Genomic DNA, 14,360 nt, shown 5'->3' with positions numbered 1-14,360 from the left:
CTCTGGATAATCGTTGGCATGTTAGTGGGTCTGTTCGGCAGGCAGGAGCGGACGGCTGCTGGCGGCATGCACCAGGGCGAGGTCGAGCGCGGTCATGAATTCATGCACGCGGATCGGCTTGGTGAGGTAACGGAAGAAGCCTGCCTCCAGGCCCTTTTCGATGTCACGCGGCACGGCATTGGCCGACAGCGCCAGCACCGGGATGTGCGCCGTCACCGGATCGTCGCGCAAGCGCTTGAGCGCTCCGTAACCGCTGATGCCTGGCAGGTTGATGTCCATCAGGATGACGTCCGGCAGGTAGGCGCGGGCCAACTCGATGCCGAGATAGGCGTCGATCGCCGTGAGCAGTTTCAGATCGCCGCGGCGGGCGATCAGTTGTTCGACCAGCGCAAGATTGGCCGGGTTGTCCTCGACGTAGAGCAAGGTAGGCTGGTCAGCCGCGTCCTGGGCCGCGACGTGGCGCCGCTCCAGCGCGTCTTCGTCGATGTTGTCGAGTACCAGGCATGGCGGCGCCGATGCCGCGAATTCAACCCAGAACACCGTCCCGCTGCCGACCACACTATCGACGCCGATCTGCCCGCCCATCAGTTCGACCAGCTGCCTGGTCACCACCAGCCCGATACCGGTGCCCTCCTCGGCACTATCGTGCTGGCCCAGGCGGTTGAACGGCTGGAACAGCTGCGCAAGCTGATCCGGCGCCAGGCCGGCGCCGGTGTCCGTGACGCTGATCCGGACGCGGTCCTTGCCGCTGTCGGCGCACTCGACGACGACACTCCCGCCGGCGCTGTTGTACTTGATCGCATTCGACAGGAGGTTGATCATGACCTGTTTGATCCGGGTACGGTCGGCGTGCACATAGAAGACATTCCCGGGCGCCGGGAAGCGCATCGCAATGCCGCGCTTGCTCGCCTGCGGTTCGATCATGCCCTTGCAGTCTTGCAGCACATCGTTGATCGACATCGATTCCTGCGACATCGTCACCTTGCCCGCCTCGATCATGGACAGGTCGAGGATCTCGTTGATCAGGCGAAGCAGATACCAGCCGCCCTTGAGGATCTGGTCGATCGAACGCTGCTGGCGCGGCTCCGGCGGCGGCACTTCCGATTCCATCAGCTGGGCGAAGCCGAGCACGGCATTCAATGGGGTGCGCAGTTCGTGACTCATGCTCGACAGGAATTCCGACTTCGCCAGGTTGGCCTTGTCGGCCGCTTCCCTGGCGGCGCCGAGCTCGGCATTGGTCTCCTGCAGCGCGTGCTCGAAGCGCTTGCGCTCGGTGACGTCGCGCGCCGCTGCAAAGACGCCCTGCAGGGTGCCGTCGCGGTCGTGGAAGGTGGTCACGTTGAACGAGACCACGGTCTGCTTCCCGTCGCGCGCCAGCGCCGTCAGTTCATAATTGGTCAGCTTGCCTTCCTGCAGGACGCGGCTGATTGCCTCGTCGGCACGCTGCGACTCGGTGAAACAGCTCTTGAAGGGCGCACCGATCAGCTCGTCGCGGGTACGGCCGGTCAGCATTTCGGTTTGCTTGTTGACGTCGCTGATCATGCCGCGCGGGTCGGTCGTGATCAAGGGGTCGATGTTGGATTCGATCAGCGAACGCGTGTAGAACTGCTGGTCGCGCAGGCGCTGGTCGAGCAGGGCCTGCGCGGCGTCCGCCTTCTTGCGGGCCGTATTGTCGGTGCCGATCAGCAGGAAGCCGATCACCTGGTTGTCGGCGCCGCGCAGGGCAGTCACCGACACCAGGGCGGGAAAGCGCGTCTGGTCGGCCCGGATATAGGTCAGCTCGTAGATGTCCTCGATGCCGCGCAGCGCCTTGTAGACCAGTGCCTCGAAGCCCGGGCTGATGCTGGCGCCGAATTCGCTGCTGAGCGAGGCCGCACGCTCGACCAGTTCCTGTGCGTCAGAAATGTTCGCAGGCGTGAGCCTGTCGATCACGTCGCCCGGGGCATAGCCCAGCATGCGCTGGGCGCCGACGTTGAAGATCTGGATCACCCCCTCGGCATCGGTCGCGATGCTCGAGAAGTTGACGCTGTTGAAAATCGCGTCCTGCAGCGCCCCGGTTTTCAGCAGGGCGGCGGACGGCGTCTTCGCCTCCAGCGCAATGCGCCGCATGGACTGCCGTCGCGCGAGCCACAGCAGGCCGGCCAGGAAGCAAGACAGCACGCACAGGCTGGCGCCGATGCGGGTCGTGGCCGCCCCTCCCTCTGCGGCCTGGAACGCGAATGCGCTGACCCCGAGCAGAACGGCCAGCGTGGCGGTGAAACCGGCCGCAATAAGGCGCTCAAGGGAAAATTGACTGGTATTTTGCATGAGGCGATTGAATGTCCGGTGACTGCCGAGCTGCCCGGAATGTGGTGGTGGACCGCCGCCGTCAGGCGACACGGCGCGCGGTGGCGGCGCTCTGGCGTTGCCGCACGTCGGACAGCAAGCGGGCGAACTCCTTCTTGACCACGCCGTAGCACTCGCATACCTGCCGCTCCAGGCCGGCCCGGTCGAGCACGGTGATGTGGCCACGCCGGCAGCTGATATATCCATGCCCCTGCAGCCGGCCGGCGGCTTCGGTGACGCCTTCGCGCCGCACGCCCAGCATGTTCGAGATGAGTTCCTGCGTCATCGTGAGTTCGCCCGCGCCAAGGCGGTCGAGCGTGAGCAGCAGCCAGCGGCACAGTTGCTGCTCCACGGTATGGTGGCGGTTGCAGACTGCCGTCTGCGACATATGGGTAAGCAAGGCCTGCGTGTAGCGCAAGAGAAGGCGCATCACCGGGCCTGCGCGGTTGAATTCTTCCATCAGGATGCGCACCGGCAGGCGATATCCGAAGCCGCCGGTCTGGATCACGGCACGGCTCGGCGTGGTGCTGCCGCCCATGAACAGTGCGACGCCCAGGACCCCTTCGTTACCGACGCCCGCGATTTCCGATGAGCCGCCGTTCTCGAGCAGGTAATGGATCGAAATGATGGCGGTGGTCGGAAAGTAGACGTAATCGAGCGTCCCGCCGGATTCAGACAGTACATCGCCCAGCAGCAAGCGGACACACTCGAGATGGGGGGCCAGGCGATCGAATTCTGCGTCGAGCAAGGCGGCGAGGAGGTGATTCTGGTTGGGGTCTTGCATGGACGCGTGCTGCGTGCTCGCTGGTGAGGAGGCATGGATGGACGACGCAGGGTAGCACGCGGCAGGCATAACACCTACACAAATGTGAATTAGAAATTTCCGCAGTCTGTGCGCGGTACCGAACGGAATGGCGGCTTGCCAGCAGCGATAGTCGGGTTTGCAGGAGCCGCTGCAATGATGCGCCTCCAGCTTTTCCTGCTCGGCATGAGCCTCATGCCTCGAAGCGCCGGAAAAGTTCAAAGAAAGCAGCTATGCACCACGCAACTGGCACCACCACCACCATCGGCGCGACAAGCGCTCCCTGTTCCTTCCATTGGCCTAGCCCGTTTTCCTCCCCCACCGTGCTGCTGGCGACGTCGAGCGTCGTGGCCCTGGTCTGGGCCTTCCAGCAGCATGGCTGGTCTTATTGCATCCCTTGCGTTTTTTTTATCGCAAAGAAAATTGCCGCTCTCCCTTTTTTAAACGGTTCGGGCTGTGCGCGCTAAGCCACGGAAGGCCGCAAGCAGTTAGCGGATAACGCTGCACCGACAGAATTGTTTCTTGCACTCCCCTCCTGATATTGACTTCACCAGAAAGACATCACCATGAACATGCCTCTTGCCAGTGTTTCAAAAAACCGTGCCCATCCGATGATGATCGCTGCCAGTGCCGCCGTCGTGCTGCTTTGCCTGACCGGAACCGCAGCCGTGCTGGGCTGGATCCCGATGTCGAACGGGGCCAGCCGGGATGCCGACAATACGGTCACGATGCTGAGTGCCGCCCCAGCGGCCGACAAGGTGCAGGCCCAGCGCGCGCCCTCCCCCGTCGTGCATCGCGCACCGCGCGCCGAGCCGGTGCGCCGGGCGCCAGCCCTCGCTTGCCAGAACTGCGGCGTCGTGGAATCGTTCCGCGCCATCACCACCCGCGGCGACGGTAGCGGGCTCGGTGCGGCGGGCGGCGCCGTGGTGGGCGGCCTGTTGGGCAACCAGGTCGGCGGCGGCCACGGCAAGGAAGCCATGACCGTGGTCGGCGCCATCGGGGGCGCCTTTGCCGGCAACCAGATCGAAAAGCACGCGAAGTCGACGCGCAGCTATGAAACCACGGTGCGCATGGACAATGGATCGAGCCGGACCGTGGCACAGGCGGGCCAGCCCGCGTGGCAGGGCGGCGATCACGTCAAGATCGTCGATGGCGTGGTGCGGATGAAGGGCTAAAGCAGGCCCTGGCCGGCTCAGGCAACACCGGAAAATCGGGATCCTGGCCGGCGCAATGAATCACTCGAAATAGCTGCTACCTGGCTTGGCGCACTTAATCAACAATGAACCAATGATGGGACCAATATATGAGTAAGAACCAGGACGCAAAGAAAGCCACCAAGAAAGAACCGGCGAAAACCGTCAAGGAAAAAAAGGAAGCGAAGAAGGTCAAGAAAGAAGAAAAGAAGCGCCAGCAGTAAGAGGCTGTCGGATCGGCTGAACGCGGCCTTGGGTGGCACGATGCTCCGTTTGCCGTTTTTCAGATGGTGAGCAGGCTGCGAAAACCTCGCGCAGCGTAATAGGATTCGGCGCCGTTGTGATACGTGAATACCCTGCCATAGCGGCGGTCGCAGAACAGCGCGCCGCCCAGCTTGCGGACCTCCGCCGGCGTAGCAATCCAGCTTGAGGTCTTGCGGTCGAATTCGCCCAGCTGCTGCAAGGCGCGATACTGGTCTTCGGTCAGCAGGCTGACGCCCATGGCGGCGGCCATCTCTTCGGCACTGCTCTTCGGCTTGTTTTCCTTGCGTGCTGCCAGCGCGGCGCGGTCGTAGCAGATGCTGCGGCGCCCCAGCGGCGTCTCGGGAGAGCAGTCGCAGAAGACGATGCTTTCACTTCCCTCCTCGATGCAGATGACGTCCGGCTCCCCGCCGGTGGCTTCCATTTCCGCCAGCGCATGCAATGCGGCCCGCTGGCCTTCGAGCCTGGCCGCTACCTCGGACCATGCGCGTCCCGGGTGGCGCTGCATGTTCTTGTCGAAGCGGGCTTTCAAGGTCTGGAGCAGTTGGTCGGCTTGTTCCGGGCTCATGGCTGGCATCGTTCCTTCATGGTGGCTTGGCGGGGGCGCATGCAAAGTTAGCACAGACCTGACCTGGAATGAAAAAACCCGGCAGCCATCGCTGGCAGCCGGGTTCTGGCGAAGCTCAAGAAGACTGGATCAGTCCCAGCTCAGCGCACCACCGGTCTGGTACTCGGTCACGCGCGTTTCGAAGAAGTTACGCTCCTTCTTCAGGTCGATCATCTCGCTCATCCACGGGAACGGGTTCTCTTCGTTCGGGAACAGCTGGTCCAGGCCGATCTGCACGGCGCGGCGGTTGGCGATGAAGCGCAGGTAGCCCTTGAACATCGGGGCGTTCAGGCCCAGCACGCCGCGCGGCATGGTGTCTTCCGCGTAGCGGTATTCGAGTTCGACCGCCTGCAGGAACAGGGCTTTCAGCTCTTCGCGGAAGGCCGGGGTCCACAGCTGCGGGTTTTCCATCTTGATCGTGTTGATCAGGTCGATGCCGAAGTTCACGTGCATCGACTCGTCGCGCAGGATGTACTGGTACTGCTCGGCGGCGCCGGTCATCTTGTTCTGGCGGCCGAGCGCCAGGATCTGGGTGAAGCCGACGTAGAAGAACAGGCCTTCCATCAGGCAGGCGAACACGATGATCGACTTCAGCAGCTGCTGGTCGGTTTCCAGGGTGCCGGTCTTGAATTCCGGGTCGGTCAGGACGTTGATGAACGGGATCAGGAACTGGTCCTTGTCGTGGATCGACGCGATCTCGTTGTAGGCGTTGAAGATCTCGCGCTCGTCCAGGCCCAGCGACTCGACGATGTACTGGTAGGCGTGGGTGTGGATCGCTTCCTCGAAGGCCTGGCGCAGCAGGTACTGGCGGCATTCCGGCGCGGTGATGTGGCGGTAGGTGCCCAGCACGATGTTGTTGGCGGCCAGCGAGTCGGCGGTGACGAAGAAGCCGAGGTTGCGCTTGACCAGGCGGCGCTCGTCTTCCGACAGGCCGTTCGGGCTCTTCCACAGCTCGATGTCGCGCTGCATGTTCACTTCCTGCGGCATCCAGTGGTTCGCGCAGCCGGCCAGGTACTTGTCCCAGGCCCACTTGTACTTGAACGGCACCAGCTGGTTGACGTCGGTCTGGCCGTTGATGATGCGCTTGTCGTCGGCGTTGACGCGCTTGGCGACTTCGGCGGCGGCAGGGGCGGCTTCGCCGGCGGCTTGCGGTGCGCGCGGGGCTGGTGCGGTGGTTTGTTCGTCGTCCCAAGAGAGCATGGTGTTCTTCCTTCTTTCGTGGCTGCGTCCGCGCAGGGCGGACGGCCGGTGTTCGTTTCAAGTCGTTCTCGCGGGGAATCCAAGCGCGGTGCCGTGCTGGCAAACTTGGTTTCCCGCCTTCGCGGGAACGACGGTTTTGAGGTTAACGGTGTAAGCCAGCGTCGCGGCTGGCTTACACTTGCTTGCCGATTATTGGCAGCTTACTGGCAAGCTTCGCACTCGTCGAAGCCGGCGTCGCCCGGACGCAGGTAGCAGGCGGCGCCGTCCACCACTTCCGGAGCGGAGGCTGCGGGTGCCGCCGCCGATGGCGAAGCAACTGAGGCCGGCGCCGCGTGGCCGCCCGTCAGGCCGCCCGAGACCGACACCGCGTTCAGCGCGCCGGTGCGGGTGGTCGACTTCTCCATGTGCGTCGCGGCGATGGTGCGCAGGTAGTAGGTGGTCTTCAGGCCGCGCAGCCAGGCCAGCTTGTAGGTTTCGTCCAGCTTCTTGCCCGAGGCGCCGGCCATGTAGATGTTGAGCGACTGGGCCTGGTCGATCCACTTCTGGCGGCGCGACGCCTGTTCCACCAGCCACTTCGGCTCGACTTCGAACGCGGTGGCGTAGATGTCGCGCAGGTCTTGCGGCACGCGGTCGATCTTGGAGAGCGAACCGTCGAAGTACTTCAGGTCGGCGATCATGACTTCGTCCCACAGGTCGCGCGCCTTCAGGTCGCGCACCAGGTACGCATTGATCTCGGTGAATTCGCCCGACAGGTTCGACTTCACGTACAGGTTCTGGAAGGTCGGCTCGATGCAGGCCGACACGCCGATGATGTTCGAGATGGTCGCGGTCGGGGCGATCGCCACGCAGTTCGAGTTACGCATGCCGAACTGCTTGATGCGCTCGCGCACCGGGGTCCAGTCCATCGATGCGCTGGTGTCCTGCTCCAGGTAGCCGCCGCGCTCTTCCGCCAGCAGCTTGATCGAATCCTGCGGCAGGATGCCGCGGTCCCACAGCGAACCTGCGTAGGTCTCGTAGCGGCCGCGCTCTTCGGCCAGTTCGGTCGAGGCCAGGTAGGCGTAGTAGCAGACGGCTTCCATCGAGGTGTCGGCGAACTGCACCGCCTGCTCCGACGCGAACGGCACGCGCATCATGTGCAGGCAGTCCTGGTGGCCCATCACGCCCATGCCCACCGGACGGTGGCGCATGTTCGAATTGCGCGCCTTGTCGACGGCGTAGTAGTTGATGTCGATGACGTTGTCGAGCATGCGCATCGCGGTGCGGATGGTCTTCTGCAGCTTGGCGTGGTCCAGGCCGTCGCCCTTCATGTGCTGCGGCAGGTTCACCGAGCCCAGGTTGCAGACGGCGATCTCGTCGGCGCTGGTGTTCAGCGTGATCTCGGTGCACAGGTTCGACGAGTGCACCACGCCGACGTGCTGTTGCGGCGAACGGATGTTGCACGGATCCTTGAAGGTGATCCATGGGTGGCCGGTTTCGAACAGCATCGACAGCATCTTGCGCCACAGGTCGAGCGCTTCGATCTTCTTGTACACGGTCATTTCGCCGCGCGCGGCCTTGGCTTCGTAGCCGACGTAGGCTTCTTCGAAGGCCTTGCCCACCAGGTCGTGCAGGTCCGGGGTTTCGCTCGGCGAGAACAGGCTCCAGTGGCCCTTTTCCATCACACGCTTCATGAACAGGTCGGGAATCCAGTTCGCGGTGTTCATGTCGTGGGTGCGGCGGCGGTCGTCGCCGGTGTTCTTGCGCAGGTCGAGAAACTCCTCGATGTCCATGTGCCAGGTTTCCAGGTAGGCGCAGACCGCGCCCTTGCGCTTGCCGCCCTGGTTCACCGCCACGGCGGTATCGTTGACCACTTTCAGGAACGGCACCACGCCCTGCGACTTGCCGTTGGTGCCCTTGATGCGCGAGCCCAGTGCACGGACCGGGGTCCAGTCATTGCCCAGGCCACCGGCAAACTTCGACAGCAGCGCGTTTTCCTTGATGGCGTCGTAGATGCCTTCCAGGTCGTCGCCGACGGTGGTCAGGTAGCACGAGGACAGCTGCGAGCGGCGGGTGCCCGAGTTGAACAGGGTCGGGGTCGAGCTCATGAAGTCGAACGACGACAGCAGGTTGTAGAACTCGATGGCGCGCGCTTCGCGGTCGGCTTCGCGCAGGGCCAGGCCCATCGCGACGCGCATGTAGAAGGCCTGCGGCATTTCGATGCGGGTTTCGCGCACGTGCAGGAAGTAGCGGTCGTACAGGGTCTGCAGGCCGATGTAGCCGAACTGCAGGTCGCGGTCGGCGACGATGGCCTTGGCCAGGCGCTCGAGGTCGTAGGTGCCCAGCGCTTCGTCCAGCAGCTCGTTCTGGATGCCCTTGGCGATGTATTGCGGGAAGTAGGTGATGTACTCGAGCGCGGCGCCGGCTTGCGGCACTTCGCGGCCGAAGACTTCCTTGCGGATGGTGTGCAGCAGGATGCGCGCGGTGACCTGGCTGTAGGCCGGGTCTTTTTCCATCAGGGCGCGGGCGGCCAGGATGGCCGACTTGTGCAGCTCCTCGACCGGCACGCCGTCGTACAGGTTCTTCAGGGTCTCGGCGACGATGGCGTCGGCGTCGACATGCTTTTCCAGGCCCGAGCAGGCGGCGTTGACCAGGGCGTGGACGTCGTTCACGTCCAGCGGGCGGCGCTCTCCGCCGTCGACCACATTGATCTGCGGTGCGGCCACGGCGGTACCCCCTAGAGCTTCCTTGGCGGCCTTGCGTTCTTCCATGCGCTTGGCGCGGTACAGCACGTATTCGCGCGCGACGTCATGCTCGCCCGAGCGCATCAGCGACAGTTCGACCTGGTCCTGCACGTCTTCGATGTGGAAGGTGCCGCCGTTCGGCTGGCGGCGCACCAGCGCGGCCACCACGTTGTTGGTCAGCTGTTCCACCAGCTCGCGGATGCGGGCCGATGCGGCGCCCTGCCCGCCGGCGACGGCGAGGAAAGCCTTGGTCATGGCGACCGAGATCTTGTGCGGCTCGAAAGCGACCACGGCGCCGTTACGGCGGATAACCCGGTAGTCACCACGCGCAACGATCTCTGCAGGCGTGGTCGTGGCCGACGCGCCTGGGGTGACGTGTGGATTGATCGAAATGTCTTGTGCTGTTTGCATTGAGCCTCCAGTGAGCAGCGGGTACCTGCCGTGGTTTGTTTTAAGCAAAGCGATACCCCGCCAGCTGGAGCTCCTCGCTGGCAAGCATGGAAAAAGTCAATGCGGCAGGGTGAAATCGCTGTTGAATCAGTCGCTTGCAGAGCAAGCTTCAAGTCGAACCTGAATCCTAGTTGCTTTCGGTTCACTACCACTACATCTAGTGTTCGATCTTGATACGAGACTAATTGTAGTACCTGACCCAGGTCACGGCAAGTAAAGAAGTCGCTAATATTTTGCGTTTTTTTTGGTGCACAGGCTTGACAAGCCAGTATGACCAGAACGACGGGCAGTATGCGGTGAGTGAGCACTAACCTTGCTCCAGATCCTTGCTCAAGCCTTCATCAAGCGCATGCCCGGCGCATCATTCTTGTGCATTTTGCACTGGCGAAAAGACAACAGGATGACACGCCTGTTTTGCTCTTGTAGGGTGGGCGGCTATGCCGCCCACGCGGTGATCGTTTGCAGCGAGATCATCCGGCACGACAACGTAGCTGATATCGATCACCGCGTGGGCGGGGGACCCGCCCACCCTACATATAGAAATCTCAAACGTTGTCGTCGGGCGCGCAAATGTCCAGCTTCTGCATCTGGTAGCGCAACTGGCGTACGCTGATCCCCAGCAGCGCCGCGGCCTGGGTGCGGTTGAACTGGGTCTGCTGCAGGGCGCGCCCGATGATGTCGCGCTCGACCTGGCTCAGGTACTCGGGCAGGTTGGCGGGCAGGCCGTTGGGGCCGAGCATCGCCGGACCGGCAGGCGCCTGGGTCGCCTGCGGTACGGGGTCGGGCTCCGGTTCCGGCACGATCATCGGCGCCGGAGCCGGCTCGCGCACGGCCGCATCGCCCGGGCGCGCCGCCTTGAGCGACAGATCCCCCACTTCGATCACGCCGTCGTTCGCGAATGCCAGCGCCCGCTCCAGCACGTTCTCGAGTTCGCGGATATTCCCCGGGAAGGAATAGGCGCGCAGCGCATCCAGCACGCCCGGGCCCAGCCTGGCCTGGCCGGGACCGGCCAGGCGCGCCAGGATCGCGTCCACCAGCGGCGCCAGGTCGTCGATGCGTTCGCGTAGCGGCGGCAGCGACAATTCGATCACGTTCAGGCGGTAGAACAAATCCTGCCTGAACCTGCCCTGCTCGACGCACCTGGCCAGGTCCTGGTGGGTCGCGCTGATGATGCGCACGTCCACCGCTTCTTCGATGGTCGCGCCGATCTTGCGCACGCGCCGTTCCTGGATAGCGCGCAGCAGCTTGACCTGCATCGGCAGCGGCAGATCGGCCACTTCGTCGAGCATCAGGGTGCCGCCGTTGGCAGCCTGGAAGAAGCCGTCGCGCTCCTCGCCGGCCCCCGTAAACGCGCCCTTGCGGTAGCCGAAGAACTCGGCCTCCATCAGGGTTTCGGGAATCGCGCCGCAGTTCACCGCCACGAAGGGCTTGCCGGCGCGCGAACTCTGGGCGTGGATCTCGCGCGCGGCCAGTTCCTTGCCGCTGCCCGACTCGCCGGTGATCGAGATCGGCGCGTTCGAGCGCGCCAGCCGCCCGATCTGCGCGCGCAGCGACTGCATCGCGCTTGATGCGCCGATCATGCGCGAGCCGGGCGCGGCGCCATCAGGCAGCGGCGCCGGCGTCTCGGATAATTTCAGCGCGGAGCGCACCATCACGCGCAGCGCGTCGAGCGCCACCGGTTTCGAGATGTAGTCGAAGGCGCCCGCCTTGAGCGCCACCACCGCGTTCTCGGCGCTGCCGTAGGCCGTGATCACGGCGATCGGCGTACCCTTGTGCGCAGCCGCCACTTCGCGCACCAGTTCCAGCCCGAGGCCGTCCGGCAGGCGCATGTCGGTGAGGATCAGCGCATAGTCGTGCTCGTCGACCAGGCCGCGCGCCTGGCGCAGCGTGGCGGCGCTGTCGACGTCCAGCCCCATCTTGAGCAGGGTGATCTCGAGCAGTTCGCGTAGGTCGGCTTCGTCGTCGACCACGAGGATGCGGGGTGCGGTCATGGGTCCTCTCTATATATAGGCGGCAGCTGGCTGGGCCGGCTGCGAAAAGCTGATCACGAAGCGCCCGCTGGCCCGGCGTGGCCCGGTGGCCGCGGCATCGAAGCGGTATTCGTAGTCGAGCTTCGCGTCGTTGTTCAGGCACAACTCGCGCGCCAGGTACAGGCCCAGGCCGGTGCCCTTGCTCGAGGTCGTGTAGAAGGGCTCGAACAGGTGGGCGCGCACTTCCGGCGTGATGCCCGGGCCGTCGTCCTGCACATGCAGCTCGATGCGGCCGGCGGCATCGAGCGCCGGGAAGATGCGGATACTGGCAGGGGCACGGCTGGCATAGCGCACCGCGTTGCCGAGCAGGTTGAGCAGCACTTCGTGCAGGTGCAGCGGATCGAAGCGCACCGCACTCGGGCCGGCATCGCCTATTTCAACGATATCCTCGGCCAGGCCGTGGGTTTCGCAGAACTCGGCCTTCAGCTCGGCGAGAAAAGGGGCCAGCTGCAGCGGTTCGCCGTTCGGCTGCACCTTGCGCGACAGCTGCAGGATATCTTCCACCATGCGGTTCACGCGCGTGACATTGTCGCCGATGATCTTCAGCAGGCGCACCTCGGCCGGGCCGTGCAGGTCTTCTGCCAGCAGCGCGGTGGCGTGGCCGATGGCCGACAGCGGATTGCGCACCTCGTGTGCGATGCTGGCGGTCAGGCGTCCCATCGAGGCCAGCTTGAGCTGCTGCGCCTGGTTTTCGATGGCGCTGACGTCCTGCATGAACACCACGCTGCGACCCAGCGCCACATCGAGCGTGTCCACGCGCGCAAAGCGCAGCTTGAGGTGCACCGGCTGGTCGCGCCGGCCGCGCAACGGACCGCTGTCTTCCTGGTAGGGCTTGACGGTGACGAAGGAAGCGCCCTCGACCGGCGCGCCGAGCCAGGCGCAGAAGGCCTGGGCCAGCGGTTCCAGTCCCGGCGCCTCGCCGAGCCGGAAACCGGCCGCCTCCCCTTCCAGGCCCAGCATGCGGCGCGCCGCCGGGTTGCCGGTGAAGACCGCACCGTCGTCGCCGGCCACCAGGATGCCGTCGCCGACGTCGGCGATGACGATGCCGTTGATCGCCTGCTGGATGCGCAGGTCGATGCCGCGCTGCGCCGCCAGTTCCTCCTGCTTGATCAGGCGCGCCGCCAGCCGGTTGACTACCAGCGTGCCGGCGAAGAAGGCGGCGCCGTACAGGCCCGCCTGCATCAGCGGCGGCTGGCGCTCCTGCATGAACACCTGCCAGGTGGCTTCCAGCAGCAGGAACATCGTGGCGACCGCGCTCGAGAACAAGGCCAGCGTCAGTGGCGCCAGGATGGCGGCGCCGGCCAGCGGGAACAGGTACAGGATCGCCAGGCCGCTGCGCATGCCGCCGGCTTCCAGGTAGAGCAAGGAGATCACGGCCAGGTCGAGCGCCACCTGGCAGCCCAGCTGCAGCGCGAAGCGGCGCCGCCACCAGGCGCCGAGCGCGCCGAACACCAGCGCCGCGGCCAGGTAGAACAGGCAGGTGCGGGAATTCGCCGCATCCATGCGCATGCCGCCGCCGGTCATGCGCACGCCCAGGTAGAGCAGCAGCACCAGCGCGATGACGGTGCGGGTGACGGTGAAGGTCTGGAGCGAGCGCCACAGGGTCGTGCGCGCTTCGCGCGACAGCGCCGCCTTGGGCGAAACGGAGAACGGCATCGGCCGGCCTACCGCGGCGGCAGGCGCACGTGGCCCGGCGAGCAGTAGTCGTGGCCGTCGGCGTGCACCGCTTCGGAGGCCGGGAAGTGCAGGCCGCAGTGCGCGCACTGGGTCATGTTTTCGATTTCCGCCACCGGTTGCTGCGGCGGCGGCTCATGCGGCGGCTTTTGGCGCGCATGCAAGGACTTGAGCTTGGCGCGAACGGCCATGACCACCAGCCCGACCAGCAGGATCCAGAACAGGATGCGGCTCATGCCAGCCCCCGGTGCAGGACGACTTCGAGCACGAAGCGGCTGCCGACGTAGGCCAGCGCCAGCGTGGCAAAGCCGGCCAGCGTGAAGCGCAGCGCGGTCTTGCCGCGCCAGCCTTGCCAGCGGCGGCCCGCCAGCAGCGCGGCGAACAGCAGCCAGGACAGCAGCGCGAACACGCTCTTGTGGTCGAGGCGCAGGGCGCTGCCGAACAGCTGTTCGGAGAACACCACGCCCGACAGCACGGTGAGGCTGAGCAGGATGAAGCCGATCCAGATGACGCGGAACAGCAGTTTTTCCATGGTCAGCAGCGCCGGCAGCTGGTCCAGGGTGCTGCCCAGCCAGCCGCCGCGGGCGGCGCGCGTGTGCAGCCGCGCCTCCTGCAGGGCCATCAGCACCGCGTGGAAGGCGGCGATGGTCAGGGTGCTGTAGGCCAGCACCGCGACCGCGACGTGCCAGCCGAAAGCCGGCGACTGGCTGTTCAGTTGCAGCAGGCTGCCGGGGAACACCAGCGGCAGCACGCTTGCCGCGCAGGCGAAGGGCATGACCAGGCGGCGCATGCCGTCGAGGGCGAAATTGCGGTTCTCTAACCAGTAGGCGGCCACCGAGACCCACAGCGCGCTTGACAGCATGATGGCAAAGCCGACGCGCAGCCGGCCCGGCTCGGCCACGTCGAGGCCGAGCGCGGCGCCGTGCGCCGCCCAGGCCAGGACGGTGACGCCGGAGATGACCGCGCCCCGGCGCGACGGCAGCAGGGCGCACACCGCGTACAGCAGGGCCGCGGCGAGGAAGAGGGAGTTCTGCATAATAGGAGTCTACACCATCAGGTTACGACGGTGGCCAGCCCTCCTCCCCGCGAGGGTGCTTC

Annotated in this window: 10 protein-coding genes; 1 reads left to right on the top strand and 9 read right to left on the bottom strand. The window is 65.1% G+C overall.

The window, feature by feature from the left end:
* Positions 1–21 precede the first annotated feature (21 nt).
* Both AC56LU_RS05405 and AC56LU_RS05400 read right to left on the bottom strand, forming a co-directional pair.
* Positions 22–2,307 carry a PAS domain-containing hybrid sensor histidine kinase/response regulator gene (locus AC56LU_RS05405; protein WP_497174583.1) on the bottom strand — a complete coding sequence of 762 codons (2,286 nt, stop codon included), beginning with the start codon at positions 2,305–2,307 and terminating at the stop codon, positions 22–24.
* A 61-nt stretch (positions 2,308–2,368) separates the two neighbouring features.
* Positions 2,369–3,109 carry a Crp/Fnr family transcriptional regulator gene (locus AC56LU_RS05400; RefSeq protein WP_497174582.1) on the bottom strand — a complete coding sequence of 247 codons (741 nt, stop codon included), beginning with the start codon at positions 3,107–3,109 and terminating at the stop codon, positions 2,369–2,371.
* A 584-nt stretch (positions 3,110–3,693) separates the two neighbouring features.
* On the opposite strand from AC56LU_RS05400, the gene AC56LU_RS05395 reads away from it, so the two are divergent.
* Entirely contained in the window at positions 3,694–4,302 is a 609-nt protein-coding gene (locus tag AC56LU_RS05395) for an outer membrane lipoprotein (RefSeq protein ID WP_497174581.1), read from the top strand.
* Between the two features lie 301 nt (positions 4,303–4,603).
* Here the strand turns inward: AC56LU_RS05395 and AC56LU_RS05390 are convergent, their stop codons facing one another.
* The 7 genes from AC56LU_RS05390 to AC56LU_RS05360 all read right to left on the bottom strand — a co-directional run bounded on the left by AC56LU_RS05390 (position 4,604) and on the right by AC56LU_RS05360 (position 14,298).
* Positions 4,604–5,149: a DUF4256 domain-containing protein gene (locus AC56LU_RS05390; RefSeq protein WP_497174580.1), complete on the bottom strand. Its 546-nt coding sequence runs from the start codon at positions 5,147–5,149 to the stop codon at positions 4,604–4,606.
* A gap of 129 nt (positions 5,150–5,278) precedes the next feature.
* Positions 5,279–6,388, bottom strand: a complete 1,110-nt coding sequence (locus AC56LU_RS05385) for a ribonucleotide-diphosphate reductase subunit beta (RefSeq protein WP_497174579.1) — start codon at positions 6,386–6,388, stop codon at positions 5,279–5,281.
* Between the two features lie 200 nt (positions 6,389–6,588).
* Positions 6,589–9,519 (bottom strand): ribonucleoside-diphosphate reductase subunit alpha, encoded by a 2,931-nt coding sequence (locus tag AC56LU_RS05380; RefSeq protein ID WP_497174578.1) that lies wholly within the window; start codon positions 9,517–9,519, stop codon positions 6,589–6,591.
* Positions 9,520–10,103: 584 nt separating this feature from the next.
* Positions 10,104–11,549 carry a sigma-54-dependent transcriptional regulator gene (locus AC56LU_RS05375; protein WP_497174577.1) on the bottom strand — a complete coding sequence of 482 codons (1,446 nt, stop codon included), beginning with the start codon at positions 11,547–11,549 and terminating at the stop codon, positions 10,104–10,106.
* Between the two features lie 9 nt (positions 11,550–11,558).
* Positions 11,559–13,244: a two-component system sensor histidine kinase NtrB gene (locus AC56LU_RS05370; RefSeq protein WP_497174576.1), complete on the bottom strand. Its 1,686-nt coding sequence runs from the start codon at positions 13,242–13,244 to the stop codon at positions 11,559–11,561.
* Positions 13,245–13,252: 8 nt separating this feature from the next.
* Positions 13,253–13,498: a PP0621 family protein gene (locus AC56LU_RS05365; protein ID WP_497174575.1), complete on the bottom strand. Its 246-nt coding sequence runs from the start codon at positions 13,496–13,498 to the stop codon at positions 13,253–13,255.
* A complete protein-coding gene (locus tag AC56LU_RS05360) occupies positions 13,495–14,298 on the bottom strand; it encodes a cytochrome C assembly family protein (RefSeq protein WP_497174574.1) in 804 nt (267 codons plus the stop codon). The genes AC56LU_RS05365 and AC56LU_RS05360 overlap by 4 nt, the downstream gene beginning before the upstream one ends.
* Positions 14,299–14,360 lie beyond the last annotated feature (62 nt).

The organism is Telluria sp. PB2R4, from assembly GCF_059685695.1.
Note: the sequence above shows the minus strand (reverse complement) of the source record. Positions and strands in the feature narration are given on the sequence as shown.

Excerpts from the sequence above, each read along its gene's own strand:
- AC56LU_RS05405 (WP_497174583.1), bottom strand. The coding sequence starts at position 2,307 with ATGCAAAATACCAGTCAATTTTCCCTTGAGCGCCTTATTGCGGCCGGT.
- AC56LU_RS05400 (WP_497174582.1), bottom strand. The coding sequence starts at position 3,109 with ATGCAAGACCCCAACCAGAATCACCTCCTCGCCGCCTTGCTCGACGCA.
- AC56LU_RS05395 (WP_497174581.1), top strand. The coding sequence starts at position 3,694 with ATGAACATGCCTCTTGCCAGTGTTTCAAAAAACCGTGCCCATCCGATG.
- AC56LU_RS05390 (WP_497174580.1), bottom strand. The coding sequence starts at position 5,149 with ATGAGCCCGGAACAAGCCGACCAACTGCTCCAGACCTTGAAAGCCCGC.
- AC56LU_RS05385 (WP_497174579.1), bottom strand. The coding sequence starts at position 6,388 with ATGCTCTCTTGGGACGACGAACAAACCACCGCACCAGCCCCGCGCGCA.
- AC56LU_RS05380 (WP_497174578.1), bottom strand. The coding sequence starts at position 9,519 with ATGCAAACAGCACAAGACATTTCGATCAATCCACACGTCACCCCAGGC.
- AC56LU_RS05375 (WP_497174577.1), bottom strand. The coding sequence starts at position 11,549 with ATGACCGCACCCCGCATCCTCGTGGTCGACGACGAAGCCGACCTACGC.
- AC56LU_RS05370 (WP_497174576.1), bottom strand. The coding sequence starts at position 13,244 with ATGCCGTTCTCCGTTTCGCCCAAGGCGGCGCTGTCGCGCGAAGCGCGC.
- AC56LU_RS05365 (WP_497174575.1), bottom strand. The coding sequence starts at position 13,498 with ATGAGCCGCATCCTGTTCTGGATCCTGCTGGTCGGGCTGGTGGTCATG.
- AC56LU_RS05360 (WP_497174574.1), bottom strand. The coding sequence starts at position 14,298 with ATGCAGAACTCCCTCTTCCTCGCCGCGGCCCTGCTGTACGCGGTGTGC.